Genomic DNA, 26945 nt, shown 5'->3' with positions numbered 1-26945 from the left:
ACATCCAGACCGAGAGCGGCGAGTTCCTGGCCGGCAACCTGCGGGTGCACAACTGCTTCATCCTCGCCGTCGACGATTCGATGGATTCGATCCTCGACTGGTACAAGGAGGAAGGGTTGATCTTCAAGGGTGGCTCCGGCTCCGGGGTCAACCTGTCCCGGATCCGCTCCTCCCGGGAACTGCTCTCCTCCGGCGGCACCGCCTCCGGCCCGGTCAGCTTCATGCGCGGTGCCGACGCCAGCGCCGGCACCATCAAGTCCGGCGGTGCCACCCGCCGCGCGGCCAAGATGGTCATCCTCGACGTCGACCACCCGGACATCGAGGAGTTCGTGGTCACCAAGGCGCGCGAGGAAGACAAGATCCGCGCGCTGCGCGACGCCGGGTTCGACATGGACCTGGGCGGCTCCGACATCGTCAGCGTGCAGTACCAGAACGCCAACAACTCGGTCCGGGTCTCCGACGAGTTCATGTCGGCGGTGGAGAACGGCGGCAGCTTCGACCTGCGTGGCCGGCTCGACGGCGCGGTGATCGACACCATCGATGCCAAGAACCTGTTCCGCACCATCTCCCAGGCCGCCTGGGAGTGTGCCGACCCGGGCCTGCAGTACGACGACACCATCAACGACTGGCACACCTGCCCGGAGACCGGCCGGATCACCGCGTCGAACCCGTGCTCGGAGTACCTGCACCTGGACAACTCCTCGTGCAACCTGGCCTCGCTGAACCTGATGAAGTTCCTCCGCGCCGACGGCGGCTTCGAGGTGGAGAAGTTCGTCAAGAGCGTCGAGCTGGTCATCACCGCGATGGACATCTCGATCTGCTTCGCCGACTTCCCGACCGAGAAGATCGGCGAGACCACCCGGGCGTACCGGCAGCTCGGCATCGGCTACGCGAACCTGGGTGCCCTGCTGATGGCCTCCGGCCTGCCGTACGACTCGGACCAGGGCCGCTCGCTGTCGGCCGCGATCACCTCGCTGATGACCGGCACGGCGTACCGCCGCTCGGCCGAGCTGGCCGGCATCGTCGGCGCGTACGACGGCTACGCCCGCAACGCGGAGCCGCACAAGCGGGTGATGCGCAAGCACGCCGCCGCCAACGACGAGATCAAGCCGACCGGGACGGTGGCCACCGCGCTGACCCGCGAGGCCACCAAGCAGTGGACCCTCGGCAACAAGATCGGTGAGAAGAACGGCTGGCGCAACTCCCAGGCCAGTGTGCTCGCGCCGACCGGCACCATCGGCTTGATGATGGACTGCGACACCACGGGCGTCGAGCCCGATCTGGCGCTTGTCAAGTTCAAGAAGCTGGTCGGCGGCGGCTCGATGCAGATCGTCAACCAGACCGTGCCGCGCGCCCTGCGTTCCCTCGGGTACCCGGAGGAGCAGGTCGAGGCGATCGTCGAGCACATCGCCGACCAGGGCCACGTGGTGGACGCCCCCGGCCTCAAGCCGGAGCACTACCCGGTCTTCGACTGCGCCATGGGCGAGCGGTCCATCGCGCCGATGGGGCACGTACGGATGATGGCGGCGGTCCAGCCGTTCATCTCCGGCGCCATCTCCAAGACGGTGAACATGCCGGAGCAGGCCACCGTCGAGGACGTCGAGAAGATCTACTTCGAGGGCTGGAAGCTCGGCCTCAAGGCCCTCGCGATCTACCGGGACAACTGCAAGGTCGGCCAGCCGCTGTCGGCGGCGAAGAAGAAGGCCGCCGAGCCGGAGGCGACCGTCACCGCGGTCGAGCCGGTGGTGGAGAAGGTCGTCGAGTACCGCCCGGTGCGCAAGCGGCTGCCGAAGAAGCGCCCGTCGGAGACCATCTCCTTCTCCGTGGGCGGGGCCGAGGGCTACCTCACCGCCTCGTCGTACCCGGACGACGGTCTCGGCGAGGTCTTCCTCAAGATGTCGAAGCAGGGCTCCACGCTGGCCGGGGTGATGGACGCCTTCTCGGTGGCCATCTCCATCGGCTTGCAGTACGGCGTGCCGCTGGAGACGTACGTCAGCAAGTTCACCAACATGCGCTTCGAGCCGGCCGGTATGACCGACGACCCGGACGTGCGGATGGCCGCCTCGGTGATGGACTACATCTTCCGTCGCCTGGCGTTGGACTTCCTGCCCTACGAGCGCCGCGCCGAGCTGGGCATCTTCACCGCCAAGGAGCGGGCCGCCCAGCTCGCCGCCGAGGCCGAGGCCGAGGCGAACGGCACGGACCTGACCGCGATGGCCGCCTCCGCCCCGGTGGAGACCAAGCCGGAGGAGCCGAAGGCCGGCCCGGTCGCCCAGCCGGCCCAGGAACTCGGCGACGTCGCCGCGGTCAAGCCGGCACCGTCGGTCGGTTCCAGCACCGAGCTGCTGGAGGCCGTGATCGGCAAGGCCGCCGACGCACCGCTCTGCTTCACCTGCGGTACGAAGATGCGCCCCGCCGGTAGCTGCTACGTCTGTGAGGGCTGCGGCTCCACCAGCGGCTGCAGCTGACCGGAGTACGCGACGAGCCCCGGGCGGATCACCGCCCGGGGCTCGTTTCGTGCAGCCGGCCTGTTCGGCGTGCCGCATCCACCGACGGCCACGGATCTTGGTCCGAAGCCGCCCCTCCGAGGGCGGTTTCGGACCAAGATCTCGTGACGAGCGGCGGCGAGGAAGGTCACCGTTCACCGGGACCGGGTTGTTGGGATGATCGGGCGATGACGATCGGTCAGCGCTACGTCAGGTTCGCCGAGCGCGAGGCGCGCGGGGTCTCTGCGGCGTACGAGCGGCTGGCCTGTTTCGTGTCCCGGGACGAGAAACTGCTCGGCCTGCTCGGCACCCTGCCGGAGGCCAAGCAGCAGCCGAATCTGCTCTTCGGCGTGGTGCGCCTGCTCGGCGGGCCGGTCGACGATCCGGCCGCGTTCGGTGACTACGTGCTGGCCAACTGGTCGACGGTCGAGGCCGAGGTCCGTGCCCGGGTCACCCAGACCAACGAGGCCGGTCGCTGCGCCGTACTGCTGCCGTTGCTCGCGGCGCTGCCGCAGCCGCTCGCGCTGCTGGAGGTCGGCGCCTCCGCCGGGCTCTGCCTCTACCCGGACCGGTACGCCTACCGCTACGCCGGCAGCGACGGAAGCCCGGGTGGCCACCTGATCGGCGCGGGCGAGCCGGTGCTCGACTGCGTAGTCACGAACCTGACGCCGCCGGACCACCGGCCGGAGGTGGTGTGGCGGGCCGGCCTGGACCTGAATCCGCTCGACGTGACCGAGCCCGCCGACGTGGCCTGGCTGGACGCCCTTATCTGGCCGGAGCACGAGCACCGCCGGGACCGGCTACGGGCGGCGGCGGCCGTGGCCGCCGCCGATCCGCCGCTGCTGGTCCGCGGCGACCTGGTCGACGACCTGCCGGCGCTGGCCGCGCGGGCACCGGCCGACGCCACCCTGGTGGTCTTCCACACCAGCGTGCTCTATCTGGTGCCGGCACCGCGCCGGGCGGCCTTCACCGAGGCGGTACGCGGGCTGCCCGGCCACTGGATCGCCAACGAGGGACCCAGCGTGCTGCCGTACGCGGCCCTGCCGCAGCCGCCGAGCGATCTGCACCTCAACGTGCTCGCGCTCGACGGGCAGCCACTGGCCTGGACGCGCGGGCACGGGCAGGAGATCACCTGGTTCGGGTAGCCGCCACGGGCTCGGCCGATCGGAGGCGGAGCAGGTCCCGCAGCGACCAGCCGCCGGTCAGGCACCAGAGCGCGATGACCGGGTCGCAGATCGCGCAGCCGAACGACGAGTCGTGGGCGAAGGGGATGATCGGGTTGCCCTTCAGGTGGTGGACGACGTCCCAGCCGGTGTGCAGCAGCCAGCCGACACCGATCCACCGCCACGACTCCAGCCCTCGGAAGGCCACGTAGACCAGCACGGCCACGAACGGGAACTCCCACGCGCCGAGCCCACCACCGCTCAGGTACGCCGCGCCCGCTCCCGCGATCATGATGGCGTTGAGACGGCGGCGGTGCGGTTCCCGGATCAGCGAGTTGAGGCAGACGTAGAGGACGCCGATGAGCAGCGGCACGACGATGTTCATGAGCGGTGAATGTAGGTACCGGCGGCGCGGGAGAGCAGGGGCCGGCGAGCCATCGACCGACGGGTTCTCGCCAGAATGGGCTCATGCACCGAGTGGTAGTGGTCGCGTACGACGGTGTGGTCCCGTTCGACCTGGCCGTGCCGGTGGAAGTGTTCGGCCGGGCCCGTAGGGCCGACGGCGCTGCCGCGTACCAGGTCCGGGTCTGTGGGGCGACCGGCGAGGTCCGGGCCGGTGCGTTCGGGCTGCGGGTGCCGTACGACCTGTCCGCGATGGCCGAGGCGGACACGGTGGTCGTACCGGGAATCGCCGACCTGGACGCGCCGCTGCCGGAGGCGGTCCGCGTGGCGCTGGCCGACAGCCCGGCCCGGCTGCTCTCGATCTGCACCGGCGCCTTCGTGTTGGCCGCCGCCGGTCGGCTCGACGGCCGGCGGGCCACCACCCACTGGGCCGCCGCCGCCGAGCTGGCCCGCCGGTATCCGAGCGTCATCGTCGACCCGGACGTGTTGTTCGTCGAGGACGCGCCGGTGTTGACCTCGGCCGGCGCCGCCGCCGGGCTCGACCTCTGCCTGCACGTGGTACGCCGCGACCACGGCGCCGCCGTCGCCGCCGAGACCGCCCGCAGCTGCGTGATGCCGTTGGAGCGGGCCGGTGGGCAGGCACAGTTCATCGCGTACGAGCCACCCGCGCCGGCCGGGCACAGTCTCGAACCGCTGCTGGCCTGGCTCACCGACAACCTGCACCGTCCGCTGACCCTGGCCGAGATCGCCGCGTACGCGACGATGAGCCCGAGATCGTTGAGCCGGCACTTCCGCGACCAGACCGGCACCACGCCGATGCGTTGGCTGAGCCGACACCGGGTCCGTCGGGCGCAGCACCTGCTGGAGCGCAGCGACCAGCCGGTCGAGCGGATCGGCGAGCTGGTCGGCTTCACGTCGCCGACCGCCTTCCGGGCGTGCTTCCGGCAGCTTGTCGGCGTCAGTCCCCGCGACTACCGGGCAACCTTCCCGCCGTCCGCCCGATAGCCCGGCAGGGAGCGGCTTCTCCGTGGCGCATGTCACGGTGACACGATCAGGTCTCCGTGACATGGCGTTCGCACAGGTGACAGTGGCCTGGCGCAGACGTCGTCAGGAGGTGAGGACCTCGTCGAGGCGGGTGGTGAGGAAGTCCCGTTCGGCATCGTTGTCGACCAGGTCCAGGGCATCCCGGTAGGCCACCGCCGCCTCGGCGTCGCGGCCGAGCCGGCGTAACAGGTCGGCCCGGATCGCCGGTAAGTAGTGGTAGCCGGCCAGCCGCGGGTCCCGGGCGAGAGCGTCGACCTCGGTGAGCGCCACGGCTGGTCCGTCCACCATCGACACCGCCACCGCCCGGTTCAACGCGACCACCGGTGAGGGCCAGTGCGTCAGCAACGCGTCGTAGAGCCGGACGATCTGCGGCCAGTCGGTCGCCTGGTAGCTGGGCGCGAGGGCGTGCAGCGCGGCGATGGCAGCCTGGATCGCGTACCGGCCGGTGCGTCCGGTGCGGAACGCGTCGAGCACCAGGCGGTGCCCCTCGGCGATGGCGTCCCGGTCCCAACCGGAGCGGTCCTGGTCCTCCAGTCGCAGCAGCCGGCCCTCGGCGTCGGTGCGGGTGGCCCGGCGCGCGTCGGTGAGTAGCAGTAGCGCGAGCAGCCCGCGTACCTCCGGCTCGTCGGGCAGCAGGGCGGTCAGCATCCGGGCCAGGTGCAGCGCGCGGTCGGCCAGGTCGGCGCGGACCAGGTCGCCGCCGCTGGGCGCGGTGTGCCCGGTGGTGTAGAGCAGGTGTACGACGGTGAGCACCGCGTCGAGCCGGTCGGGCAGTTCGACGGCCTCGGGCACCCGGTAGGGGATCCGGGCGGCGGCGATCTTCTTCTTGGCGCGGGTGATCCGCGCCGCCATGGTCGGCTCGGGGACCAGGAAGGCGCTGGCGATGTCGGCGGTGCTCACCCCGCAGACCAGGCGCAGGGTGAGCGCCACCTGCGCCTCCCGGGCGAGCGCCGGATGGCAGCAGGTGAAGACCAGGCGCAGCCGGTCGTCCGGCACCGCCACCTCGTCCGGGACGTCCGGTTCCGCCTGGTCCGGTTCCACCAGCAGGGGCAGTTTCGCGCGGAGCACCTGCCGTCGGCGCAGCACGTCGAGGGCCTTGCGCCGGGCCGTGGCGGTGAGCCAGGCGCCGGGACGCTCCGGTACGCCGTCGCGGGCCCAGGCGCCGAGCGCGGCCACGTACGCCTCTTGGACGCTCTCCTCGGCGAGGTCGAAGTCACCGGCGACGCGCGCCGTGGCGGCGAGCACGAAGGTCCACTCACGGCGGTGTGCGTCCGCGACGGCCCGTTCGACCTCGGCGGCCGTGGCCGGCCCGACGCCGCGCTCGTCGGCGCTCACTCGGCAGGCGGCTCGAACAGCGGCCGGACCTCCACCCCGCCGTGGATGGTGGCCGGGTTCAGCTTGGCGATTCGCACCGCGGTGTCCAGGTCGGGCGCCTCCAGCACGAAGAACCCGGCCACGACCTCCTTGGCCTCGATGAACGGGCCGTCGGTGACGAGGTCGCCGCGCACCGCGGTGGCGGTGGTGCTCGGTTGCAGGGCGAAACCCGTCACGATCTGCCCACCGAGTTCGGCCACCTGCGCGGGATACCGCTCCAGCAGGGCGATGTAGTCGGGGGTGAGGTCCATCGGGTCGGCCGGTGCCGGCGAGTAGATCAGGACTGCGTACTGGGCCACTGGGTCTCCTTCATCGACTTGGTCCGCTGTCTCGCCGCTGGGCGGGGCCAGCACGGATGGACGCGATCGGGGAGAACCTAGACTGCCGGTGATGAGCGGAGAACGACGGCCCCTGGCGGCTCGGCCGCTGACCGAGCCGCACCCGTCCCGGCTGCCGCTCGATCATCCTGGCCGGCAGCGCATCCTCACCGAGCACGCCGCCGCCCTGGCCGCGGGTGACGCCGGCTATCCGGACCCGGAGACCGGGCTGTTCGTCCTCACGGCCGGCTTCCTGGCCCGTCGGGGCACCTGCTGCGGCCGGGGCTGCCGACACTGCCCCTACGTGACCTGAGGGCGGCGGGTACGCGCCGTGCTCAGGCGGCGGCGACGAAGACGCGGGAGGCGATCTCGCGGGGCAGCCGGACGCTCTCGCCGGAGCGGTCGATCGAGACGGCGTCGCGTTCCTGCGCCACGGTCACCGTGGCACCCGGGTCGACGCCGGCCGCGTGCAGCTGCCGCAGCACCTCGGCGTCGGTCTGCACGCTCTCGCAGATCCGTCGCACGATGACCGTGCCGGTCAGACCGGGGAAGGCCAGGTTGCGCTCGACGTCCGTCGGCTCGGGCTCGGACTGGGGCGAGCCCAGCTCGTCCAGCCCCGGGATCGGGTTGCCGTAGGGCGACCGGGTCGGCCGGTTGAGCAGGTCGTAGACCCGCTTCTCGACCGCGTCGCTCATCACGTGCTCCCAGCGGCAGGCCTCCTCGTGGGCCTCCTCGTAGGGCATCCCGATCACGTTGACCAGCAGCAGCTCGGCGAGCCGGTGCTTGCGCATCACCGAGACGGCGGCGTTGCGCCCCTGGTCGGTGATGCTGAGGTGCCGGTCACCTTCGACGGTGAGCAGTCCGTCGCGTTCCATCCGGGCAACGGTCTGACTGACCGTGGGGCCGCTCTGGCGCAGGCGTTCGGCGATCCGGGCGCGCAGCGGAGGCACACCCTCCTCCTCGAGTTCGAGGATCGTACGCAAGTACATTTCGGTCGTATCGACCAGGTCGTGGGTCTTCATGGTGTCAGCGGCCCTCCAGGCCTCGATGGTACCCTGCCGCACCCTGGAGGCCGGTTGCCGAGCCGTCGGGCATGTCACTCGTGGTGTTGACTGGGGGCCATGCCCGCTAGCGAGGAACCTCTGGTCGAGGCCGAGCGGCTCGCCGCCGAGCTCGACGGCGTCGACCCGCCCACCCTGCTCGATGTCCGCTGGCGTCTGATCGGGCCGCCCGGACGGGACGACTACCTGGCCGGACATCTACCGGGCGCGGTCTTCGTCGACCTGGACACCGCGCTGTGCGGCGCTCCCGGCCCGGCCGGGCGGCACCCGCTGCCCGAACCGGTCGCGCTGGAGGCGGCGTTGCGGGCGGCCGGCGTGCGGGCCGGGCACCCGGTGGTGGTGTACGACGGCGGTGACGGGATGTCCGCGGCGCGGGCCTGGTGGACGCTGCGCTGGGCGGGGCACCGGGCGGTCCGGCTGCTGCACGGCGGCTACCCGGCCTGGACGGCGGCCGGTCTGCCGGTCAGCACCGACCGAACCGATCCGGTACCGGGCGACGTGACCGTCCGCCCGGGGTCCCTGCCGGTGTTGGACGCCACGGCCGCCGCCCGCCTGGCGGCCGGCGACGGCGTCCTGGTCGATGTGCGGGCCGCGCCCCGCTACCGGGGCGAGCACGAGCCGATCGATCCGGTCGCCGGTCACATCCCCGGCGCGGTGAACCTGCCGGCGCCCGAGTACGTCACCGAGGGCCGTTTCCCGGCCGCCGAGGCCCTGCGGCACCGTTTCGCCGCCGTCGGCGTGGCCGCCGAGGCTCCCGTCGGGGCGTACTGCGGATCGGGGGTGACCGCAGCCCAGGCGGTGCTCGCGCTGCATCTGGCCGGCCGCACGGACGCCGCGCTCTACGTGGGTTCGTGGAGCAACTGGGTCGCCGACCCGGACCGACCGGTGGCCACCGACACCTGACCGTCTCCGACACCTGACGGCCGGGTCGCGGGTTCGGCGGCGGCGTACCCGGGTCGTCGGGCCCGGCCGCCGGGCCGCCGACCGACCCTCGTGCGACCATGGGCAGATGTCCGACGACACGGTGGTGGTGTGGGACGAGTCGTTGCTCGGCTACGACCTCGGTGACCACCCGCTCGATCCGGTGCGGGTGGAACTGACCATCGCCCTGGCCCGGGAGCTGGGCGTGCTGGAACGGGCCGGGGTGCGCCTGGTGCCGCCGACACCGGCCGACGACGCTCTGCTCACCCGGGTGCACGACCCGCGTTACCTGGACGCGGTCCGGATCGCGCCGCGCGATCCGCTGTTCGCCGGGTTCGGTCTGGGCACCTCGGACAATCCCGTCTTCGACCGGATGCACGAGTCCAGCGCGCTGGTCGCGGGGGCGAGCGTGATCGCGGCCGAGGCGGTGTGGCGGGGCGCGGCCCGCCGGGCGGTCAACGTCGCCGGTGGTCTGCACCACGCGATGCCCGCCCGAGCGGCCGGGTTCTGTGTCTACAACGACCCCGCGGTGGCCATCGCCCGCCTGCTCGACCTGGGTGCCGAGCGCATCGCGTACGTCGACGTGGACGTGCACCACGGCGACGGGGTGCAGCAGATCTTCTGGGACGACCCCCGGGTGCTGACGGTCAGCCTGCACGAGACCCCGCTCGCGCTGTTCCCGGGCACCGGCTTCCCGGACGAGACCGGCGGCCCGAACGCCGCGGGCACCGCGGTCAACATCCCGTTGCCGCCCGGCATCGAGGACGCCGGTTGGCAGCGTGCCTTTCACGCGGTTGTGCCGTCGGTGTTGCGGGCGTTCCGTCCGCAACTCCTGTTCACCCAGTGCGGAGCGGACGCCCACCGGGTCGATCCCCTCGCCGACCTGCACCTGTCCGTCGACGGGCAGCGCGCCACCTACCTGGCGTTGCGGGCGCTCGCCGACGAGTTGTGCGACGGGCGTTGGGTGGCCACCGGCGGTGGCGGGTACGCCCTGGTCGAGGTGGTGCCCCGGGCCTGGACGCACCTGCTGGCGGTGGCCACCGGAGCGCCGCTGGATCCGGCGACGCTGACCCCGCCGGCCTGGCGGGAACTGGCCGCCGCCCGCCGGCCCGGCTTCGACGTGCCGCTGCGGATGACCGACGACGTCGACCCGGGGTACGAGCCGTGGCAGCCCACCGGGGAACCGAGCCCGGTCGACCGGGCGATCGCGGCGACCCGCAAGGCGGTCTTCCCGCTGCTCGGCCTCGACCCGCACGATCCGCGTGACTGACTGACCCGGCCGGGGAGGGCCGTCCGAGGTGACCACTGCCGAACACGCCGTGGATGTGCTGCTCAGCGACGGCAGCACGGTCCAGTTGCGGCCGATCGACCCGTCCGACGCGCCCGAGATCGTGGCGATGCACTCCCGCTTCTCCGAACGCACCCGCTACCTGCGCTACTTCTCGCCGTACCCCCGGATCCCGGAGCGGGACCTGCACCGCTTCGTCAACGTCGACCACCGGGACCGGGAGGCGTTCGTGGTGCTGGCCGGCGACCGGATCGTCGCCGTGGGCCGCTACGAACGGCTCGGCCCGGCCGCGCCCGACGCCGAGGTGGCCTTCGTGGTGGAGGACGCCTACCAGGGGCGGGGCATCGGCTCGGTGCTGATGGAGCATCTCGCCGACGCCGCCCGCCGGGCCGGGATCGTCAACTTCGTGGCCGAGGTGCTGCCGGCCAACGGGCAGATGCTGCGGGTGTTCGCCGACTTCGGGTACCAGATCCAGCGCCAGTTCGCCGACGGGGTGGTGCACCTGAGCTTCCCGATCGCGCCCACCGAGGCGACCCTGGAGGTGCAGCGCGGGCGGGAGCACCGTACCGAGGCGCGGTCCATCGCCCGGCTGCTCGCCCCGCGCGGCGTCGCCGTCTACGGTGCCAGCGCCACCGGCCAGGGGGTGGGTGCGGCGGTGCTCGGGCATCTGCGCGACGGCGGGTTCACCGGGTCGGTGGTGCCGGTCCACCCGAGTGCGGCGCGGGTGGCCGGGCTGCCCGCGTACCCGTCGGCGGCCGATGCCGGGCTGCCGGTCGACCTGGCGGTGGTGGCGGTGCCCCCGGACGCCGCCGCCGCGGTGGTCGCCGACGCCGCGGCGGCCGGGGCGCACGGACTGGTGGTGATCTCCGCCGGCTTCGCCGAGGCTGGTGTCGAGGGCGCCGCCGCGCAGCGTGCGCTGGTGCGCGCGGCGCACGCGGCGGGCATGCGGGTGATCGGCCCCAACTGCCTGGGGGTGGCCAACACCGACCCGGGTGTACGCCTCAACGCCACCCTCGCTCCGCGCCTGCCGGTGCCGGGCCGGGTCGGCATCTTCAGCCAGTCCGGTGCGTTCGGCGTGGCGCTGCTGGCGGAGGCGGACCGGCGCGGGCTCGGCCTGTCCAGCTTCGTCTCGGCCGGCAACCGGGCCGATGTCTCCGGCAACGATCTGTTGCAGTACTGGCAGGACGACCCCGGCACCGACGTCATCATGTTGTACCTGGAGACCTTCGGTAACCCGCGCAAGTTCGCCCGGCTGGCCCGGCGCATCGGCCGGGACAAGCCGGTGGTGGCGCTGGCCTCACCGGCCCGCCCACCGGGGATGGGTGACGCCACCGGCCCGGACGCCACGGCCGTCAGCGCGTTGTTCGCCCAGTCCGGGGTGATCCGGGTGGACACCGTCGGCGAGTTGCTCGACGTCGGGGTGCTGCTGGCCAACCAGCCGCTGCCGGCCGGCGATCGGGTCGGCGTGGTCGGCAACTCCTCGGCGCTGACCGGGCTCGCGGCCACCGCCTGCGCGGCCCAGGGACTCACCGTCGCCGACGGCTACCCGCGGGACGTGGGGCCGAGGGCGAGCGCGGCCGAGTTCGCCGAGGCGCTGGCCGGTGCCGCCGCCGACGATTCGGTCGACGCGTTGGTGGCGCTCTTCGCGCCGCCGTTGCCCGGCCAGTTCACCGGCACCGAGGCCGACCTCACCGCCGCCCTGCCCGCGGCGCTGTCCGGCGGCAAGCCCGCGGTGGCGACCTTCCTCGTCGGCCGTGCCCCGGCCGGGATGCCCTCGTACCCGAGCGTGGAGGAGGCGGTTCGGGCGCTGGCCCGGGTCACCGCGTACGCGCAGTGGCTGCGCCGGCCGACCGGCACCCTGCCGGAGCTGTCCGGGGTCGACCCGGGTGCGGCGCAGACGGCGCTGCGGGCGGACGACACCGACGTGGCGGCGTTGCTGGCCGGGTACGGCATCGAGGTGGTCGAGTCGGTGCCGGCCGCCTCGGTCGACGAGGCTGTCGAGGCGGCCACCCGGCTCGGTTTCCCGGTGGCGCTCAAGGCCGCGGCGCCGGGACTGCGGCACCGCCTCGACCTCGGGGCGGTCCGCCTCGACCTGTCGGACGCCGCCGCCGTGCGCCGGGCCGGTTCGGAGCTGGCGGCAGCCTTCGGCGCTGACGTCCTGGTGCAGCCGATGGTGCCGCCCGGGGTGGCGTGTGTGGTGGAGCTGGTCGAGGATCCGGCGTTCGGGCCGGTGGTCGGGTTCGGGCTCGGCGGGGTCGCCACGGAACTGCTCGGCGACCGGGCGTGGCGGGCCGTGCCGTTGACCGACCGGGACGCCGCCGAGCTGGTCGACGCGCCCCGGGCGGCCCCGTTGCTCCGTGGTCATCGGGGGGCCGCGCCGGTCGATCGCGCCGCCCTGGCCGATCTGCTGCTGCGGGTCGGTCGTCTCGCCGACGACCAGCCCCGGGTCCGGGCGCTGACGCTGAACCCGGTGCTCGCCCGGCCCGACGGTCTGTCGGTGCTGCACGCGAGTGTCCGGATCGGCTCGGCCGACGTGCCGCGCCCCGACACCGGCCCCCGCCGGCTGTGAAGGACGGTGGGTCAGGCTCGGCTGGAGATCTGCTGCACCGCCCAGGCGTTGCCGTCGGGGTCGGCGAAGAAGACGAAGCCGACGTTGTCCAGCGGGTCCGGCACCGGGCGAGGGTTCTCGCCGAGCACCTGGATCTCGCTGACCTCGACGCCGCGGTCGAGCAGCTCGGCGCGGGCCTTGCCGAGGTCCGGCACGACGAGTTGCAGGCCCTTCAGCGACCCCGGCGGCATCTGCGGCACGGCGCCCTTGCCGATGACGATCGAGCAGCCGGACCCGGGTGGGGTCAGCTGCACGATGCGGACCTCGTCGCTGATCACCGTGTCGTGGTCGACGGCGAAACCGAGCCGTTCGGCGTAGAAATCCTTGGCCCGGTCCACGTCGGAGACCGGTACGACGACCACTTCCAGCGTCCAGTTCATTGCGGTCCTCCTGTTCTCGTCGCCAGCAGTTCGGCGAGTCGGGCGTAGCTCTCGGAGACCCCACGGACCATCGGGTACCGCAGGGCGATGTCGCGTCCCTCGGGGGTGGCGTAGCGCAGGGCGGTGGTGACGGTGGTCCGCCCGGCCAGTTCGGTGAACGTGTGGCTGACCAGGGTCTCGCCGGGATACGACTGGTCGTCGAAGCGTTCGGTGCAGACGAGGCCGTGCGGCGGGTCGATCGTCCGGTAGACCCCGCGCTGGACCATCCGCTCGCCGTCGGGGCCCTGCGACTCGAAGCGCCACCGCCCGCCCACCCGCAGGTCCACCTCGCACCCGACCAACTGCCAGCCGCGTGCGCCGTACCAGCGGACGAGCAGCTCAGGACGGGTGAAGGCGGCGAACACGAGTCGCGCCGGTGCGTCGAAGACCCGGCTCAGCACGATCTCCCGATCGCCCGGCGTGTCGACCACCAGATGGTCGTCGATCACCGGGCCGTACCGCCGGTGCCGTGCGGTCCTTCCCCGGCCGCGCGCAGCTCGTCGAGCAGGGCGTCGAGACGCTGATAGCGCTCGGCCCAGTGGTCGCGGTACGCGGCGAGCCAGGCGGTGGCCTCCCGCAGCGGCGCGGCCTCGAGGCGGCACGGGCGTCGTTGGGCGTCGCGTCCCCGGCTGACCAGTCCGGCCCGTTCCAGCACCCGCAGGTGTTTGGAGACGGCCGGTTGACTCATCGCGAAGGGGGCGGCGAGTTCGGTGACGGTGGCCTCGCCGGTCGCCAACCGGGCGAGGATGGCCCGCCGGGTCGGGTCGGCGAGGGCGGCGAAGGTGGCATCCAGGTCGGTGAGCACGTCATATAACCTTCCGGTTCGATAACCAAGAGGTTTGTATCCGACGGTGCCCCTGCCGTCAAGTGGAAACAGCACATCGGCCCCCGGCGAACCGCCGGGGGCCGATGGCCGAACGCTCAGCTCAGCAGGCGTACGCCTCCAGTCGCTGCGCTCGCTCCGGTGCCCGCAGCTTGAGCAGCGTCACCTTTTCGATCTGCCGGATCCGTTCCCGGGAGAGGCCGAACTCGCGGCCGACCTCGTCCAGGGTGCGCTGCCGGCCGTCGTCGAGGCCGAACCGCAACCGGATCACGGCCTGCTCGCGCTGCGAGAGCGTGGCCAGCACGATGCTCACCTCGTTGCGCAGTTCGCCCTGGGTTGCGGCGTCCCCCGGTCCGGCGGCCGGGTCGACGGCGGCGACGAAGTCACCGAGGGCGCTCTCGCCGTCCTCGCCGACAGCCTGGTCCAGACTCACCGGCTCCCGGTCGTAGGAGATCAGCTCGATCACCTGGAACTCCGGCACGTCGAGCGCGCGGGCCACCTCGGCGACCGTGGGCTCCCGGCCCAGCGACACCGCCAGCTCCCGGCGGGCGCGAACCATCCGGTTGACCTGCTCGACCATGTGGACCGGGATGCGGATGGTGCGGGCCTGGTCGGCCATGGCGCGGGTGATGGCCTGTCGGATCCACCAGGTGGCGTAGGTGGAGAACTTGTAGCCCTTGGTGTAGTCGAACTTCTCCACGGCCCGGATGAGGCCGAGGTTGCCTTCCTGGATGAGGTCGAGGAAGGCCATGCCCCGACCGGTGTACCGCTTGGCGATGCTGACCACCAACCGCAGGTTCGCCTCCAGCAGGTGGTTCTTGGCCGCCCGGCCCTGCCGCGCGACGAGTTCCAGGTCGGCGCGCAGTTCCTCGGAGACCGGGGTGCAGGTGCTGAGCTTCTCCTCGGCGAACAGGCCGGCCTCGATCCGCTTCGCCAGGTCCACCTCCTGCACGGCGGTGAGCAACTTCGTCCGACCAATTCCGTTGAGGTATGCCCGGACCAGGTCGGTGGAGACGCCGCGCTCGTCGGTGGCGTCCAGGTCGGTCAGGGTGTCGACGCCGTGCTCCGCCTCGGTGCCGGCGTGCGTCCGGTGCTCCGTCATCTGCTGGGCCATCTCAGTCTCTCCCCGTGTCCACGTCCGTGCCGTGTCCGCCGGCCAGTCGCGCCGGTGACAAACAGCTTGGCGGTCGGGGCGTAAAACGGGAGTGAGGCGATCGGGGAACCGACAGTCTCCGAGCCGGCACTCGGTGGCTCGGCGGTTCGGCCGGTCGGGCTTGTCGGCGCCGGTTACCGTGCCAGCGGTCGGCCGTCGGGCCGGCGTACCGGCTCGGATGCGGGCGATCGACGGACGGAGGCAATCGTGGTGTTCGAACGGCTCATGCAGGCGATGGGAGTCGGTGGTCCGTCGGTGGAGACGGTGCTGTCGAATCCGAACTGCCGGCCGGGCGGCCACCTGGAGGGCAGCATCGCGGTCACCGGCGGCGACCACGGGGTCGACGTGTCCTACGTGGCACTGGGGCTGCTCACCCGGGTGGAGGTGGAGAGCGGGGACAACGAGTACACCACCAACCAGGAGTTTCAGCGCCAGCAGGTCACCGGCCCGTTCCGGCTGGAGGCGGGGCAGCGCTACGACGTCCCGTTCCGGTTCGAGGTGCCGTGGGAGACCCCGCTCACCGAGTTGTACGGGCAGCACCTGCACGGCATGACGATGGGTCTGCGTACCGAACTGGAGGTGGCCCGCGCGGTCGACAAGGGCGACCTGGACGCGGTGGCGGTGCACCCGCTGCCGGCCCAGGAGCGACTGCTGGAGGCGCTGCTACGGCTCGGTTTCCGGTTCTCCCGTGCCGACGTGGAACGCGGGCACATCTACGGCGTCCACCAGACGTTGCCGTTCTACCAGGAGATCGAGTTCTACCCGCCGCCCCAGTACGCGGGCGCGATGAAGCAGCTGGAGGTCACCTTCGTCACCGACCCTCGGCAGGTGCAGGTGGTGTTGGAGCTGGACAAGCGGGGCGGACTGTTCACCGAGGGCCGCGACGTCTTCGGTCGCTTCGCCGTCGAGCACGCCTCGGCGGCCAACACCGACCTTGCCGCCCAGCTCGACGGCTGGCTGCGTCAGTCGCTGCAACGCCGCGGCCTCTTCGGCTGAACTCCGCGATCCCGCGCCGTACCTCAGTGCCAGTTGCTTATCTGCACGTCGTGCGGCGCGGGCTCACCCTTACCGGTCTCGACCAGCCGCTTGAGACTCATCAGGTAGATCGCCCACTTGGTGCTGCAGTGGTACATGAACTCCACGGGCTCGCGCCAACCCTCGTGCCGGAACAGCACGATCGTGAAGTCGTCCTCCCGCTTCAGCTCGAAGCGGACCCGGGTGCCGATCCACTCCTCGGGGCCGTCGACGACCTCCCAGAGCACCAGCTCGGCCGGCCGGCTCTCCAGCACCTTCATGTCGAAGCCACCGGGGATGAACCGGAATCGGAGCACCCCGCCGACGTCGCCGTCGCCGCCCGTGTCCTCGGTCCACCAGTTCGCGAGCCCGTCGACAGTGGTCAGGGCCCGGTAGACGTCCTCGGGAGCCGACGTGACGCCGACCCGGTGCAGGATGTCCAACATCTCGATACCTCGTTTCTGAGTGATGACGCCCGGACATGGGCAGGCTGGATCGCGCCGCCACGGACGTGGCGGCGGTCGGGTGGGTGGACTCAGCTCTGCTGGTCGCGCTGGATCGCCTCGGCGATCCGCTTGATCCGTCGCAACCTCGCGTCCCAGGTGGCGCCGACCGCCGACAGTTGCGCAACCGCGCGGGCGAGTTGTGCCTCGTCGACCTCGTAGCGGCGTTCGCGGCCGGACGGCGTGCCGTGGACGAGGCCGACCCGGCCGAGTACGCCGAGGTGTTTGGCGACCGCCTGCCGGGTGACCGGCAGCTGCTCGCTCAGCGTGGTCGCCGTGCCGCCGCCGTCGGTCAGCAGCAGGTCGAGCATCCGCCGCCGGGTCGGGTCCCCGACGGCGGACCAGAGGTCGTCGTCGACACCGACACTCATCGAGTCGACACCAGCCGGGCCACGTAGTCGACGAGGCGGGGCAGGAAGTGGTCCCAGCCGGTGACGTGGTCGCGGTAGTGCTCTTCGAGCACGGCCGCCTGCCAGCCCCGCTCCCGGAACCCGGTCTCGGTGAGCCGCAGCAGCGTCCCGGTGCCCGACGGGACCAGTTCGAAGGTCACCAGGAGCGAGTTGGTCGGCGTCGCGACGGCGAGATCGTCGTACACCCACCGGAACGAGAAACGCCGGGGCGGGTCGGCCGCCACCACGGTCAGTGGCACGACCTGGGTGTTCGGCGTGTCGCCGAAGGTGATCGTCCCGGTCGCGCCGGGGACCGGTTCGAGGTCCGCATCGTCCGGCCACCACTGCCGCAGGTGTTCGGGCGCGGTGACGACCTCGTAGACCACCTCGGGCGTGGCGTCGATGTGGATCTCGCGTTCGATGCTGCCGTACTCCATGCGCTCCTCCATACCTGCAACCGTTGGTTGCGTATGACTCTAGGAGGTGTCGGCGGAACGCGCAACAATTAGTTGCGCTACAGGTCGAGGAGGATGGTGCGGGGACCGACGTTGACGCTCTCCACCAGCATGTGCGCGCGGAAGCGGCCGGTCTCGACCGTCGCGCCTCGCTCGCGCAGCGCCCGGATCGTCTCCTCGACGAGCGGTTCCGCCACCTCGGCCGGGGCGGCCGCGGTCCAGCTCGGGCGGCGGCCCTTGCGGGCGTCGCCGTAGAGGGTGAACTGGCTGACCACGAGGATCGGCGCGCCGATCTCCGCCGCCGACCGCTCGTCGTCCAGGATGCGCAGCTCGTGCACCTTGCGGGCCATCGTCCGAGCGATCTCGGCCGTGTCGCTGTGGGTGACTCCGAGCAGCACCAGCAACCCGTCGTCGACCGCGCCGACCACCTCGCCGGCGACGGTCACGCTGGCCCGGCCGACGGTCTGCACCACGGCCCGCATCAGGCCACCACCACCGACGCGCGACCGCTTGCCGGCGGTGCGGGCATCGGGCGGCTCATGGCTGCACCGGCGCGATGAAGCCCCGCTCCACCAGGTGTGCCACGATCGGCCCGGCCGCCTCGGCCAGCTCGTCGACGGCCACGTCGTGGGCGACGGCGAGCAGCGCCAACTGGTCCCGCAGCGGCAACCGCCCGTCGGCGCCGCCCACCAGCGCGAGCACCAGTGGGTCGATCTCCTCGGTCCAGCGCAGTCCGTCGGGCAGGGCGAGCACCTGCCGGTCCACCCCCCAACCGTCGGCGCCCATCGTCGCTTCCTGGCGCAGTTGCAGCCCGTCGGCGGCGCGATACCGCGCGGCCAGCAGCCCGTCGGTGTCGCGACCGCGCAGCCAGTCCTGCCGGTCGAACCAGTCGGCGATCCGATCGCCCATCGGTGGCTGCACCCGCTGGCGCAGGCCCTCCACCCGCAGCACCGGGTCGGCGCGGTCGCTGCGGCGCAGCGAGACGATGCCGAAGCCGATCGCCTCCACCTTGTGCGCGTCGAACCAGTCGAGCCAGTCGGCCATCCGCTGCGGGTCGGTGGCCTCCCCGACATCGGTCAGCCACAGGTTGACGTACGCCATCGGGTCGGCGACCTCGCGCTGGATGACCCAGGCGTCCAGGCCGGTGCCGGCGAACCAGCCGGCGACCCGCTCGCCCCAGTCCTCGCCGGTGACGTGCACCCAGTTGGCGAGGTACTGCATGGCGCCGCCTGCGGTGAGCAGGCCCGGGGCGGCGGCGGCCAGCTCCGCGCCGATCGCGTCGCCGACCCGACCGGAGTCGCGGTAGACGTGGGTGGTCGTGCCCGGCCCGACCACGAACGGCGGGTTGCTCACCACGAGGTCGAACCGCCGGCCGGCGACCGGGGCCACCAGGTCGCCGTGCAGCAACTCCCAGTCCTGACCGTTGAGGGCGGCGGTGGTGGCGGCGAAGCGCAGCGCCCGCCGGGACACGTCGGTGGCGGTGACCCGCCGCGCGTGGGTGCCCAGGTGCAGTGCCTGCACGCCCGAGCCGGTACCCAGGTCCAGCGCGCTGTCCACCGGCCGTCGGACGGCCGCCCCGATCATCGTCTGGGTCGCACCGCCGATGCCGAGCACGTGTTCGGCGTGCAGCGGGCGGCCGGGGCGGGCGCTGGCCGGCACATCCGCGAGGACCCACCAGTCGTCGCCGTACGGCTCCAGGTCCAGCCCCATCCGCAGCCCGTCGCCGTGCCGTTCGACGATCCCCGCCTCGAGGGCGTCGGTGAGTGGCAGCGGCGCCAGCGCGGCGGCCACCGCCGCCTCCGGCTCGGTCTGCTCGCAGATGAAGATCCGGATCAGGGTCGCGAGGGGGTCCCGGTCGGCGGTGGCGCGCAGCGCGGCTCGGAAGTCGTTGCGGGCGACTCCGCCGGTCGCCTGCGGGCCGAGCCGGGCGGCGATGCCGTTCGCGGTGAAGCCCGCCCGGGTCAGCGCGGTCCGCAGCGCTTCGATGCCGGCGCGGGAGAGCAGCATGTCATGTCCGTCCACACCGTCATCCTGCCTGGTGGCGTCGGGTCCGGAGACCACCGCCCGTGACATCGGAAGTTAAATCTACTGACATCTATGTCATATTCGTCGATCTAACGCTAGCATTCCCTCCAACTCAGTCCAGGGTGCGGACCGCCCGGCCAGAAGCCCGGTCGGCCGCCCAGGTAAGGGAGGCACGATGTCCTCAGGGTCCACCGCGCGGCGGCAGCTCATCCGGGCGCTCGCCGTCGTCGCCACCGCGGCGGCCGTCTCGGCGGCCGGCACCACCGCGGCGGTCGCCGCACCCACCGGCGAGATCCGTGGCGCCGGCGCGTCGAACGCGGTCAGCGGTAGCTACCTGGTCGTCCTGCGCACCGACGCCGTCGGTGCCGCCGGTTCGTCGACGGCTCGCTCTGCCGTTCCGGACCGGGCCAGTGCCCTGGTCAAGCGGTACGGAGGCAGTGTCTCCGACACCTACAGCGCCGCGCTCACCGGTTTCGCGGCGAAGATGACCGCCGCCCAGGCGGCCCGGCTCGCCGCCAACTCGGCGGTGGCCTACGTGGAGCAGGACCAGGTGGTCACGATCCAGGCGACCCAGACCAACGCGACCTGGGGCCTGGACCGCATCGACCAGCGCAACCGGCCGCTGAGCACCACCTACACCTACCCGAACACCGCGTCGAACGTGCGGGCGTACATCATCGACACCGGAATCCGGACCTCCCACAGCCAGTTCGGCGGCCGGGCCACCTGGGGCACCAACACCGTGGACAGCAACAACACCGACTGCAACGGCCACGGCACCCACGTCGCCGGCACGGTCGGCGGTTCGACCCACGGTGTGGCCAAGGGGGTCCGCCTGATCGCGGTGAAGGTGCTCAACTGCTCCGGCGGTGGCACCACCACCAGCGTGGTCAACGGGGTGAACTGGGTGACCGCCAACGCGGTGAAGCCGGCCGTGGCGAACATGAGCCTGGGTGGCGGCGCCAGCACCTCCATCGACAACGCGGTGCGCAACTCGATCGCCTCCGGCGTCAGCTACGCGGTCGCGGCGGGCAACTCCAGCGCCAACGCCTGCAACTACTCGCCGGCCCGGACCTCGACCGCGATCACCGTCGGCTCGACCACCAGCACCGACGCCCGGTCCTCCTTCTCCAACTACGGCTCCTGCGTGCACATCTTCGCGCCGGGTTCGAGCATCACGTCGGCCTGGCACACCAGCAACAGCGCCACCAACACGATCAGCGGCACCTCGATGGCCTCGCCGCACGTGGCCGGTGCCGCCGCGCTCGTGCTCGGCGCCAACCCGTCCTACTCGCCGGCCCAGGTCAAGAGCTACCTGGTCAACAACGCCACCACCGGCGTGGTGACCAGCCCGGGTAGCGGCTCGCCGAACCGCCTGCTGTTCGTGGTCAACTGACCCACACCCCGCGTGATCGGCCCGGCGGACGGTGCGAACCGATCCGCCGGGCCGCGTCACGTCGTGTCCCGACCGGTCGGTCCGGAAGGGGTGTCAGTGCCCGTCCCGACCGGCGTACGGGCAGGATGAGGGCATGACGCTCGCGCTGCCCATCGACCCGCAGGCGAACCAGCTGCTGGCCCGCGATCCGCTGGCCCTGCTCGTCGGCATGGTTCTCGACCAGCAGGTCTCGATGGAGAAGGCCTTCTCCTCGCCGTACGTGCTGGCCCAGCGGCTCGGCCACGACCTGGACGCCCGGGAACTGGCCGGCTTCGATCCGGAGGCCCTGGTGGCGATCTTCGCCCAACCACCCGCGCTGCACCGCTTTCCCAAGGCGATGGCGGCCCGGGTGCAGGAGGTGTGCCGGGTGCTGGTCGAGCGCTACGACGGCGACGCCGCCCGGCTCTGGGCGGACCCGGCCGACGGCCGCGAGCTGCTCGGGCGGATCACCGCCCTGCCCGGATTCGGTCGGCAGAAGGCCCAGATCTTCCTCGCCCTGCTCGGCAAGCGGTTCGGGGTGCAACCGCCGGGTTGGCGGGAGGCCGCGGGCCACTACGGTGATCCGGACGCTCACCGGTCCGTCGCGGATGTGACCGATGCCGAGTCACTGCGCCTGGTTCGGGAGTACAAACAGCAGGTGAAGGCGGCGGCGAAGGCGAGCGCACGCGGGGACTGACCGGGCCGCCGACGACGGCAGGGGGCGGTCGATGGCGCAGCGGGGCGGCGCGCTGCTGCGTGGTGGGCACGGAACAGCGCGGACTACCTTCCTGGAACTCTTTCTCGACCTGGCCTTCGTCTTCGCCTTCACCCGGGTCTCGGTCCGCTTCATCGGCGAGGTCGAGCACGGGCTGACCGTGCTGGGCTTCCTGGAGACCCTGATCCTCTTCCTCGCCCTGTGGCACGTCTGGACATTGATCAACTGGGTCACCAGCCGATACGAGCCGGACGCCCTGACGATCCAACTCGTCGTGGTCGGGACCATGCTCGGCAGCCTGGTGATGGCCGTCGCCGTGCCCCGGGCGTTCGAGGAGCGGGCGCTGGCGTTCGTCATGGCCTATCTGGTGACGGTGATCGGCCGACCGCTGATCATCGCCGCCGTGCTGGGTCGGCATCCACGCCGCACCGTGCCGTGGCGGCTGGCCGCCTGGGCGGCAGCGTCGGGGGTGCTCTGGCTGGCCGGTGCGCTCGGGCCCGCCGACCTGCGGTTCGGGCTGTGGGCGCTGGCCATCACCATCGATCTGGCCGGCTACCTGCTGGGTTGGCCGGTGCCCGTGCTGGGGCGGGCGCCGGTCTCGGCCTGGCGGATCGCCGGGGAGCACATCGCGGAGCGCTACCAGCAGATCTTCCTCATCGCGCTGGGCGAGACGGTCCTGGTCATCGGGATCACCTACAGCGGCGAGGGGTTCGGCCAGCTCGCGGCGGCGGCCTTCACGGTCGCCTTCCTCACCACCGCGCTGCTCTGGCGGATCTACTTCCATCGGGCAGGTCACCTGCTCGTCGAGGCGCTGCGGCTGGCCCGGTCGCCCGGTCGGCTCGGTGCCTCCGCCTCCACCACGCACCTGGTCATGGTGCTCGGCGTACTGCTCACCGGGGTGGGCTACGAGTTGGTCATCGTGAAACCGTTCGACCGGGTCGAGCCGGCGTGGCTGGTCTTCATCGTCGGCGGGCCGACCCTGTTCCTGTTGGGGCGGGCCCGTTTCGAGTACGAGATCTTCGCCCGGGTCTCCCGCCGCCGGGTGTTGATGATGCTGGCGTTGCTCGGGTCCGCTCCGCTGCTCCTGCTCGGCACGCCGATGCTGGCGTTGTCCGTGGTCGCGGCCGGCCTGGCCCTGGTAGCCGTCGTGGACGGGTTGCGTGCTCGTGACCAGCCGATGGAGCCATCGGCATCTCCGCTGGACCGTCCGGATCCGGGTGATGCCAACTTCCCGACCTGACCCGCGCGCCGCGGACCGCCGCGCGGGTCGCCGAGGGGTGGTCGATGATCCCGTCAGGCAGCGCTCGGATGGGCCAGCGAGGCGATGGCCCGCCGGACGTCGGCCAGCGAGACGGTCGCCGAGTCGTCCAGGTCGGCCAGGCCCGTCTCGATCCACTGCCGCATCAGCGTCGTCACGCCGATGCCCCGGGCTTCGGCGGCGGCCCGGACCCGTTCGTAGGTCTCCAGCGGCAGCCGGACGGATCGGCTGACCATCGGAGTCTCGGTGTCGGGGGTGGGCAGGCCCACCGCCTGGCTCTCGTCGATCAGATCGGCGATCCGGTCGCCGCCGCCGTGGAACTGCTTGATCGCGTCGTGACGGTTCATCGTCACCGCCTCCTCGTCTCCGGAGAATTCCGCACGGCCTCGTCGTAGCGTTTGGCCTCGACGTCGCTCAACTCGCGGGCGGAGAGGACGTCCCAGTCGTTGTCGGCACCGTCGGTCTCGGCCAGCAGCACCGCCACCCGGCGTCCGCGGGCAGTGGGGGCGTAGACCACCATCACGTCGTCGCCGAGGTGGCGGATCACCCGCCGGCCGCTGTGCAGCGCCTCCCAGACTTCCCCCGGCGTGACGTCGTAGACCCGCAGATTGGCCAGCGCCTCGTCGGTGAAGCTGAACCTGCTGCCCACGCGGCGAGCGTACCACGGCCGTAACACGGATTTCGGGGCCGTCGAAGCTCGTCGCCCGCCCGGTCGGAGTGACAGGATGGGATGCGACCCCTCCGGAGGAGGTACCACGGGTGAAGCGCCAGGCGTACCAGCCGATCCTCATCACCGACGCCGCCCGCAGCCAGGATGATCAACTGACCAGCCGGCAGCGGCGTTACGTCGTGATGATGGGTGTCCGCGTCGCCTGCGTGATCGTCGGCGCGATCCTGGTCGGGGTGCGGGCACCACTGCTCTGGCTCTGGCTGCCGCTGGTCGCGCTGGGCATGGTGCTCATCCCGTGGCTCGCGGTACTGCTGGCCAACGACCGGCCGCCCAAGGAGCGTCACCGCCTCGCCAACCGCTTCTCGTCGCGTTCGGCCACCGAGGCGGCACCGCCTCCGATGAGCCTCGCCGCCGAGGAGCGGCCCCACAAGGTCATCGACGCGGAGCCTTGACCCGCCCGGCGTGGCTCAACGAACCGGTCGGGCCCCGACCTGCGCCACCGCCGCGGCACCGAGATCGACGGCCCGGGCCAGGGCGGCATCGGGTGCCGCCCCGGCCAGCCAGGCACGCAGCAGGCCTGCCGCGAAGGCGTCACCCGCCCCGGTCACGTCCCGCACCGCCACCCGGTGCGCCGCCGAGGTGACGATCGTGGCGTCCCGATCGACCCAGACGGCACCGGCCCCGCCGCGTTTGACCACCACCCGGCGGGCCACGGAGAGCAGTGCCCGGCCCTGCGCCGCCGGCTCCAGTCCACCGGCCAGCACGGTCGCCTCGTCGACGTTGACCAGCAGCAGGTCGACCTCGCGTACCCAGGTCAGAAAGGCTGCCGCCCCGACCGCCCGCAGCGGTGCCGCGGAAGCCGCGTCGACGCTCGTGGTGAGGCCGCGTTCGCGGGCGCCGGCCAGTGCCCGCAGGCCGGCCGGTCGGGAGCCCGCGTCCAACAGGGTGTACCCGGACAGGTGCAGGTGCGTGGCGTCCGGCGCGTCGGACAGCGCCGCGTCCACGTGGTCGGGACGCAGCCGTACGTTCGCGCCACGCTCGGTGACCATGGTGCGTTCGTCGCCGGCGGTCAGCACGATCACCGTGCCGGTGGCGGACCCGGCGATCTCGTCCACCGCGCAGTCGACTCCGGCCGCGGTCAGCTCCGCCACCCGGTCACGCCCGGCGCCGTCGTCGCCGACGGCGCCCACCAGGGTCACCGGTACGCCCTGGGCGGTCAGCCAGGACGCGGTGTTGGCGGCCTGGCCGCCACCGGTGGAACGGATCGCCGCCGGGGTGTCGGAGCCGGACGCCAACGGTCCGGAGAGCACCGCCACCACGTCCGTGACCACGTCGCCGACGACCAGGACCCGGCCGGTACCGCCGCTGTCGTTCTCGGTCACCCCGGTCACGCCGACGCGTCGACCCGGCGCTGGGCCGCGGCGACCGCGATCCGGGCGGCCAGGTCGGCGTTGCGCAGGATGATCCGGACGTTCACCGCCAGGCTGGCACCCTGCGTCGCGGAGTGGAAGTGGGCCAGCAGGTACGGCGTGACGGCCTTGCCGGTCACCCCGTCGCGCTCCAGCCGGGCGAGACCCTCGGTGAGGGTACGGTCGTGCAGGTCCGGGTCGAGCTGCTCGTCGGTGGGCAGCGGGTTGGCGACGATCAGCCCGCCATGGTGTGCCCGGTGCCGCTCGCGGGCGGCCAGCACGTCGGCGACCCGTTCCGGGGAGTCGACCGACCAGTCCAGGTCGAAGCCGCCGTCGGTGATGAAGAAGCCCGGAAACCGGCGGGTCCGGTAGCCGACCACGGCCACCCCGAGGGTCTCCAGCCGCTCCAGGGTCGCGCCCACGTCGAGGATCGACTTCACCCCGGCGCAGACCACCGCGATCGGCGTACGCGCCAGGGTGACCAGGTCGGCGGACTCGTCGAAGGTCTGCGCCGCCTCGCGGTGCACCCCGCCCAGCCCGCCGGTGGCGAACACGCCGATGCCCGCCGCGGCCGCCACGGCACTTGTCGCGGCCACGGTGGTGGCGCCGTCAGCGCCGGATGCGGCCGCCACCGCGAGGTCGCGGACGGAGAGTTTGGTCACCCCGTCGGCGGTGGCCAGCCGGGTCAGTTCGGCGTCGTCGAGCCCGACCACGAGTTCGCCGGCCACCATGCCGATGGTGGCCGGCACTGCCCCGGCGTCCCGGACGGCCTGTTCGATCTGCCGGGCCACCCGGAGGTTGTCCGGCCGGGGCAGGCCGTGCGAGACGATGGTGCTCTCCAGCGCGACCACGGGCCCCTGCTCGCGCAGGGCCCGGGCCACCTCGGTGCCGTAGCGAAGATGAAAGTCGGTCACAATCGCTCACCGTACGCCCGCCCTCCGGGTCACCTCAGGTGGACCGGGTGCGGGTGACCTGCCAGACTTGTCGGTTGGAGGTGCAGACGTGAGTACACAGATCCTCGAACGTCCCGAGCTGAAGGACGCCGACACCGGTCCGGAGATGTTCCACTACGTCCGGAAAGAAAAGATCGCCGAGAGTGCCGTCATGGGCACCTTCGTCGTGGCGCTGTGCGGGGAGACGTTTCCGGTGACGAAGACGCCCAAACCGGGTTCGCCGGTCTGCCCGAAGTGCAAGGAGATCTACGACTCGTACCGCGAGTGACGCCCTCGGTCCGCGCGGCGGCCCGCGTAACCTGCGGCGGTGACCACCTCCACCGCCCTTCTCCTGGCTGACCTGGCCGGAGTCGCGGTCTTCGCCGCCTCGGGCGCCTCTGCGGCGGTGGCCAAACGGCTCGACCTCTTCGGCGTGGTCTTCGTCGGCTTCGTCGCCGCCCTCGGCGGCGGGATCGTCCGGGACCTGGTCATCGACGAGGTTCCGCCGTTGGCCTTCGCCGACTGGCGTTACGCGGGTACCGCCGCCGTGACCGCCGCAGCGATCTTCTGGCTGCATCCACAGTTCGCCCGGCTGCGCACCACCGTCCTGGTGCTTGATGCGGCCGGGCTCGGCCTGTTCACCGTCGCCGGCACCCTCAAAGCCCTCGACGCCCAGGTCCCGGCGGTCGGTGCCTGCCTGATCGGCATGATCACCGCGATCGGTGGAGGACTCGTCCGCGACCTGCTCACCGGTGAGATTCCGGTGGTACTGCGGCGGGAGATCTACGCGGTCGCGTCGCTCGTCGGCTCGATCGTGGTGGTGCTCCTCCACGGCCTCGGGCACACCGGGCCGATCCCGCTCACCGTCGCCGTGGTGCTGGTCTTCGGCGTACGCCTGGTGGCCCTGCGTCGGCGCTGGTCGGCTCCGGTGGCGACGGTGCGACCACCCCGCACCGGCCTGTCGGGGCCGCCGCCGGAGTGAGCCGGCAGTGGCGCACGGCACCCCGGTAAGGGGGGTGGCGTCGCGTGGGCGGCCGGGCGGCCGCTGGTTATGCTGAGTCGGCCTTCGCGGCTCGGCTGCGCGGAGGCATTTTCGTGGGGC

30 protein-coding genes and 1 pseudogene are annotated in these 26945 nt (G+C 72.1%); 14 read left to right on the top strand and 17 right to left on the bottom strand.

The window, feature by feature from the left end; all coding sequences use genetic code 11:
• Positions 1-41: 41 nt before the first annotated feature.
• Positions 42-2468 (top strand): annotated as a pseudogene (locus O7605_RS31870) (vitamin B12-dependent ribonucleotide reductase); the annotation flags it as partial.
• A gap of 206 nt (positions 2469-2674) precedes the next feature.
• The gene (locus tag O7605_RS12010; protein WP_269739264.1) at positions 2675-3631 is read left to right on the top strand and encodes a DUF2332 domain-containing protein; all 957 of its coding nucleotides are present in this window, start codon (positions 2675-2677) and stop codon (positions 3629-3631) included.
• Here O7605_RS12010 and O7605_RS12005 read toward each other — a convergent pair.
• Positions 3615-4034, bottom strand: coding sequence for a DUF6010 family protein (locus tag O7605_RS12005; protein ID WP_269739263.1), 420 nt, complete (start codon positions 4032-4034; stop codon positions 3615-3617). The two genes, O7605_RS12010 and O7605_RS12005, sit on opposite strands and share 17 nt — an antisense overlap.
• 83 nt (positions 4035-4117) lie before the next feature.
• Between O7605_RS12005 and O7605_RS12000 the strand changes: the two genes are divergently transcribed.
• The gene (locus O7605_RS12000) at positions 4118-5056 is read left to right on the top strand and encodes a GlxA family transcriptional regulator (protein WP_269739262.1); all 939 of its coding nucleotides are present in this window, start codon (positions 4118-4120) and stop codon (positions 5054-5056) included.
• Positions 5057-5158: 102 nt separating this feature from the next.
• Here the strand turns inward: O7605_RS12000 and O7605_RS11995 are convergent, their stop codons facing one another.
• Together O7605_RS11995 and O7605_RS11990 are read right to left on the bottom strand one after the other, a co-directional pair.
• Positions 5159-6340 (bottom strand): RNA polymerase sigma factor, encoded by a 1182-nt coding sequence (locus tag O7605_RS11995; RefSeq protein WP_269742609.1) that lies wholly within the window; start codon positions 6338-6340, stop codon positions 5159-5161.
• 86 nt (positions 6341-6426) lie between these two features.
• Positions 6427-6768: a YciI family protein gene (locus O7605_RS11990; protein ID WP_269739261.1), complete on the bottom strand. Its 342-nt coding sequence runs from the start codon at positions 6766-6768 to the stop codon at positions 6427-6429.
• A gap of 91 nt (positions 6769-6859) precedes the next feature.
• Here O7605_RS11990 and O7605_RS11985 point away from each other — a divergent pair, with 91 nt between their 5' ends.
• Positions 6860-7099 carry a DUF5522 domain-containing protein gene (locus tag O7605_RS11985; protein ID WP_269739260.1) on the top strand — a complete coding sequence of 80 codons (240 nt, stop codon included), beginning with the start codon at positions 6860-6862 and terminating at the stop codon, positions 7097-7099.
• A gap of 22 nt (positions 7100-7121) precedes the next feature.
• On the opposite strand, the gene O7605_RS11980 is transcribed toward O7605_RS11985, so the two are convergent.
• Positions 7122-7808 (bottom strand): metal-dependent transcriptional regulator, encoded by a 687-nt coding sequence (locus O7605_RS11980; protein ID WP_269739259.1) that lies wholly within the window; start codon positions 7806-7808, stop codon positions 7122-7124.
• Positions 7809-7907: 99 nt separating this feature from the next.
• On the opposite strand from O7605_RS11980, the gene O7605_RS11975 reads away from it, so the two are divergent.
• From O7605_RS11975 to O7605_RS11965, 3 genes are all read left to right on the top strand, one after another.
• Positions 7908-8750 (top strand): sulfurtransferase, encoded by an 843-nt coding sequence (locus tag O7605_RS11975; RefSeq protein ID WP_269739258.1) that lies wholly within the window; start codon positions 7908-7910, stop codon positions 8748-8750.
• A gap of 106 nt (positions 8751-8856) precedes the next feature.
• Positions 8857-10038 (top strand): acetoin utilization protein AcuC, encoded by a 1182-nt coding sequence (locus O7605_RS11970; RefSeq protein ID WP_269739257.1) that lies wholly within the window; start codon positions 8857-8859, stop codon positions 10036-10038.
• Positions 10039-10066: 28 nt separating this feature from the next.
• On the top strand, positions 10067-12625 hold the full coding sequence (locus O7605_RS11965; protein WP_269739256.1) for a bifunctional acetate--CoA ligase family protein/GNAT family N-acetyltransferase: 2559 nt from the start codon (positions 10067-10069) through the stop codon (positions 12623-12625).
• Positions 12626-12636: 11 nt separating this feature from the next.
• Here the strand turns inward: O7605_RS11965 and O7605_RS11960 are convergent, their stop codons facing one another.
• From O7605_RS11960 to sigB, 4 genes are all read right to left on the bottom strand, one after another.
• The gene (locus tag O7605_RS11960) at positions 12637-13044 is read right to left on the bottom strand and encodes a VOC family protein (RefSeq protein WP_269739255.1); all 408 of its coding nucleotides are present in this window, start codon (positions 13042-13044) and stop codon (positions 12637-12639) included.
• Entirely contained in the window at positions 13041-13532 is a 492-nt protein-coding gene (locus tag O7605_RS11955; protein WP_269739254.1) for an SRPBCC family protein, read from the bottom strand. Before O7605_RS11955 ends, O7605_RS11960 begins: the two co-directional genes overlap by 4 nt.
• The gene (locus O7605_RS11950) at positions 13529-13888 is read right to left on the bottom strand and encodes an ArsR/SmtB family transcription factor (protein ID WP_269739253.1); all 360 of its coding nucleotides are present in this window, start codon (positions 13886-13888) and stop codon (positions 13529-13531) included. Before O7605_RS11950 ends, O7605_RS11955 begins: the two co-directional genes overlap by 4 nt.
• Positions 13889-14009: 121 nt before the next feature.
• Positions 14010-15020, bottom strand: coding sequence for an RNA polymerase sigma factor SigB (gene sigB, locus O7605_RS11945; protein ID WP_269739252.1), 1011 nt, complete (start codon positions 15018-15020; stop codon positions 14010-14012).
• 246 nt (positions 15021-15266) lie between these two features.
• On the opposite strand from sigB, the gene O7605_RS11940 reads away from it, so the two are divergent.
• On the top strand, positions 15267-16055 hold the full coding sequence (locus tag O7605_RS11940) for a sporulation protein (RefSeq protein WP_269739251.1): 789 nt from the start codon (positions 15267-15269) through the stop codon (positions 16053-16055).
• A gap of 23 nt (positions 16056-16078) precedes the next feature.
• On the opposite strand, the gene O7605_RS11935 is transcribed toward O7605_RS11940, so the two are convergent.
• The 5 genes from O7605_RS11935 to O7605_RS11915 all read right to left on the bottom strand — a co-directional run bounded on the left by O7605_RS11935 (position 16079) and on the right by O7605_RS11915 (position 19442).
• Positions 16079-16519, bottom strand: a complete 441-nt coding sequence (locus O7605_RS11935) for an SRPBCC family protein (RefSeq protein ID WP_269739250.1) — start codon at positions 16517-16519, stop codon at positions 16079-16081.
• 89 nt (positions 16520-16608) lie between these two features.
• A complete protein-coding gene (locus tag O7605_RS11930) occupies positions 16609-16947 on the bottom strand; it encodes an ArsR/SmtB family transcription factor (protein WP_269739249.1) in 339 nt (112 codons plus the stop codon).
• Positions 16944-17402 carry an SRPBCC family protein gene (locus O7605_RS11925; protein ID WP_269742608.1) on the bottom strand — a complete coding sequence of 153 codons (459 nt, stop codon included), beginning with the start codon at positions 17400-17402 and terminating at the stop codon, positions 16944-16946. The genes O7605_RS11930 and O7605_RS11925 overlap by 4 nt, the downstream gene beginning before the upstream one ends.
• Positions 17403-17479: 77 nt before the next feature.
• A complete protein-coding gene (dtd, locus tag O7605_RS11920) occupies positions 17480-17902 on the bottom strand; it encodes a D-aminoacyl-tRNA deacylase (protein ID WP_269739248.1) in 423 nt (140 codons plus the stop codon).
• A 55-nt stretch (positions 17903-17957) separates the two neighbouring features.
• Positions 17958-19442 (bottom strand): DUF7782 domain-containing protein, encoded by a 1485-nt coding sequence (locus O7605_RS11915; protein WP_269739247.1) that lies wholly within the window; start codon positions 19440-19442, stop codon positions 17958-17960.
• Positions 19443-19620: 178 nt separating this feature from the next.
• Here O7605_RS11915 and O7605_RS11910 point away from each other — a divergent pair, with 178 nt between their 5' ends.
• The 3 genes from O7605_RS11910 (at position 19621) to O7605_RS11900 (ending at position 22814) form a co-directional block, all read left to right on the top strand.
• Positions 19621-20841: a S8 family peptidase gene (locus tag O7605_RS11910; RefSeq protein WP_269739246.1), complete on the top strand. Its 1221-nt coding sequence runs from the start codon at positions 19621-19623 to the stop codon at positions 20839-20841.
• A 133-nt stretch (positions 20842-20974) separates the two neighbouring features.
• A complete protein-coding gene (locus tag O7605_RS11905; protein WP_269739245.1) occupies positions 20975-21556 on the top strand; it encodes an HhH-GPD-type base excision DNA repair protein in 582 nt (193 codons plus the stop codon).
• A gap of 31 nt (positions 21557-21587) precedes the next feature.
• Positions 21588-22814: a low temperature requirement protein A gene (locus O7605_RS11900; RefSeq protein WP_269739244.1), complete on the top strand. Its 1227-nt coding sequence runs from the start codon at positions 21588-21590 to the stop codon at positions 22812-22814.
• Positions 22815-22867: 53 nt separating this feature from the next.
• Here the strand turns inward: O7605_RS11900 and O7605_RS11895 are convergent, their stop codons facing one another.
• On the bottom strand, positions 22868-23179 hold the full coding sequence (locus O7605_RS11895; RefSeq protein ID WP_269739243.1) for a hypothetical protein: 312 nt from the start codon (positions 23177-23179) through the stop codon (positions 22868-22870).
• Between the two features lie 2 nt (positions 23180-23181).
• A complete protein-coding gene (locus O7605_RS11890) occupies positions 23182-23481 on the bottom strand; it encodes a hypothetical protein (protein WP_232511440.1) in 300 nt (99 codons plus the stop codon).
• Positions 23482-23591: 110 nt separating this feature from the next.
• Here O7605_RS11890 and O7605_RS11885 point away from each other — a divergent pair, with 110 nt between their 5' ends.
• Positions 23592-23954: a DUF3099 domain-containing protein gene (locus O7605_RS11885; RefSeq protein ID WP_164445582.1), complete on the top strand. Its 363-nt coding sequence runs from the start codon at positions 23592-23594 to the stop codon at positions 23952-23954.
• 15 nt (positions 23955-23969) lie between these two features.
• Here O7605_RS11885 and O7605_RS11880 read toward each other — a convergent pair whose 3' ends face one another.
• Both O7605_RS11880 and O7605_RS11875 read right to left on the bottom strand, forming a co-directional pair.
• Complete coding sequence (locus O7605_RS11880; RefSeq protein ID WP_269739242.1) at positions 23970-24884, bottom strand: carbohydrate kinase family protein; 915 nt, start codon at positions 24882-24884, stop codon at positions 23970-23972.
• Between the two features lie 5 nt (positions 24885-24889).
• A complete protein-coding gene (locus O7605_RS11875) occupies positions 24890-25825 on the bottom strand; it encodes a pseudouridine-5'-phosphate glycosidase (protein WP_269739241.1) in 936 nt (311 codons plus the stop codon).
• Between the two features lie 88 nt (positions 25826-25913).
• On the opposite strand from O7605_RS11875, the gene O7605_RS11870 reads away from it, so the two are divergent.
• Positions 25914-26132 carry a DUF3039 domain-containing protein gene (locus O7605_RS11870; protein WP_093410319.1) on the top strand — a complete coding sequence of 73 codons (219 nt, stop codon included), beginning with the start codon at positions 25914-25916 and terminating at the stop codon, positions 26130-26132.
• Positions 26133-26171: 39 nt separating this feature from the next.
• Positions 26172-26825 carry a trimeric intracellular cation channel family protein gene (locus O7605_RS11865; protein WP_269739240.1) on the top strand — a complete coding sequence of 218 codons (654 nt, stop codon included), beginning with the start codon at positions 26172-26174 and terminating at the stop codon, positions 26823-26825.
• Positions 26826-26945: the final 120 nt, after the last annotated feature.

The sequence above is a fragment of the Verrucosispora sp. WMMA2121 genome (assembly GCF_027460185.1).
GTDB lineage: Bacteria > Actinomycetota > Actinomycetes > Mycobacteriales > Micromonosporaceae > Micromonospora > Micromonospora palythoicola.
The sequence above is the reverse complement of the archived record's forward strand: the minus strand, read 5'-3'. Positions and strand labels throughout refer to the sequence as shown.

Bases quoted from the DNA above. Each gene is read 5' to 3' on its own strand.
- O7605_RS11905 (WP_269739245.1), top strand. From the start codon at position 20,975: ATGACGCTCGCGCTGCCCATCGACCCGCAGGCGAACCAGCTGCTGGCC.
- O7605_RS11980 (WP_269739259.1), bottom strand. From the start codon at position 7,808: ATGAAGACCCACGACCTGGTCGATACGACCGAAATGTACTTGCGTACG.
- O7605_RS11900 (WP_269739244.1), top strand. From the start codon at position 21,588: ATGGCGCAGCGGGGCGGCGCGCTGCTGCGTGGTGGGCACGGAACAGCG.
- sigB (WP_269739252.1), bottom strand. From the start codon at position 15,020: ATGGCCCAGCAGATGACGGAGCACCGGACGCACGCCGGCACCGAGGCG.
- O7605_RS11910 (WP_269739246.1), top strand. From the start codon at position 19,621: ATGTCCTCAGGGTCCACCGCGCGGCGGCAGCTCATCCGGGCGCTCGCC.
- O7605_RS11930 (WP_269739249.1), bottom strand. From the start codon at position 16,947: ATGAGTGTCGGTGTCGACGACGACCTCTGGTCCGCCGTCGGGGACCCG.
- O7605_RS11985 (WP_269739260.1), top strand. From the start codon at position 6,860: ATGAGCGGAGAACGACGGCCCCTGGCGGCTCGGCCGCTGACCGAGCCG.
- O7605_RS12010 (WP_269739264.1), top strand. From the start codon at position 2,675: ATGACGATCGGTCAGCGCTACGTCAGGTTCGCCGAGCGCGAGGCGCGC.
- O7605_RS11975 (WP_269739258.1), top strand. From the start codon at position 7,908: ATGCCCGCTAGCGAGGAACCTCTGGTCGAGGCCGAGCGGCTCGCCGCC.
- O7605_RS11895 (WP_269739243.1), bottom strand. From the start codon at position 23,179: ATGAACCGTCACGACGCGATCAAGCAGTTCCACGGCGGCGGCGACCGG.
- O7605_RS11935 (WP_269739250.1), bottom strand. From the start codon at position 16,519: ATGTTGGACATCCTGCACCGGGTCGGCGTCACGTCGGCTCCCGAGGAC.
- O7605_RS11925 (WP_269742608.1), bottom strand. From the start codon at position 17,402: ATGGAGTACGGCAGCATCGAACGCGAGATCCACATCGACGCCACGCCC.
- O7605_RS12000 (WP_269739262.1), top strand. From the start codon at position 4,118: ATGCACCGAGTGGTAGTGGTCGCGTACGACGGTGTGGTCCCGTTCGAC.
- O7605_RS11970 (WP_269739257.1), top strand. From the start codon at position 8,857: ATGTCCGACGACACGGTGGTGGTGTGGGACGAGTCGTTGCTCGGCTAC.
- dtd (WP_269739248.1), bottom strand. From the start codon at position 17,902: ATGCGGGCCGTGGTGCAGACCGTCGGCCGGGCCAGCGTGACCGTCGCC.
- O7605_RS12005 (WP_269739263.1), bottom strand. From the start codon at position 4,034: ATGAACATCGTCGTGCCGCTGCTCATCGGCGTCCTCTACGTCTGCCTC.
- O7605_RS11960 (WP_269739255.1), bottom strand. From the start codon at position 13,044: ATGAACTGGACGCTGGAAGTGGTCGTCGTACCGGTCTCCGACGTGGAC.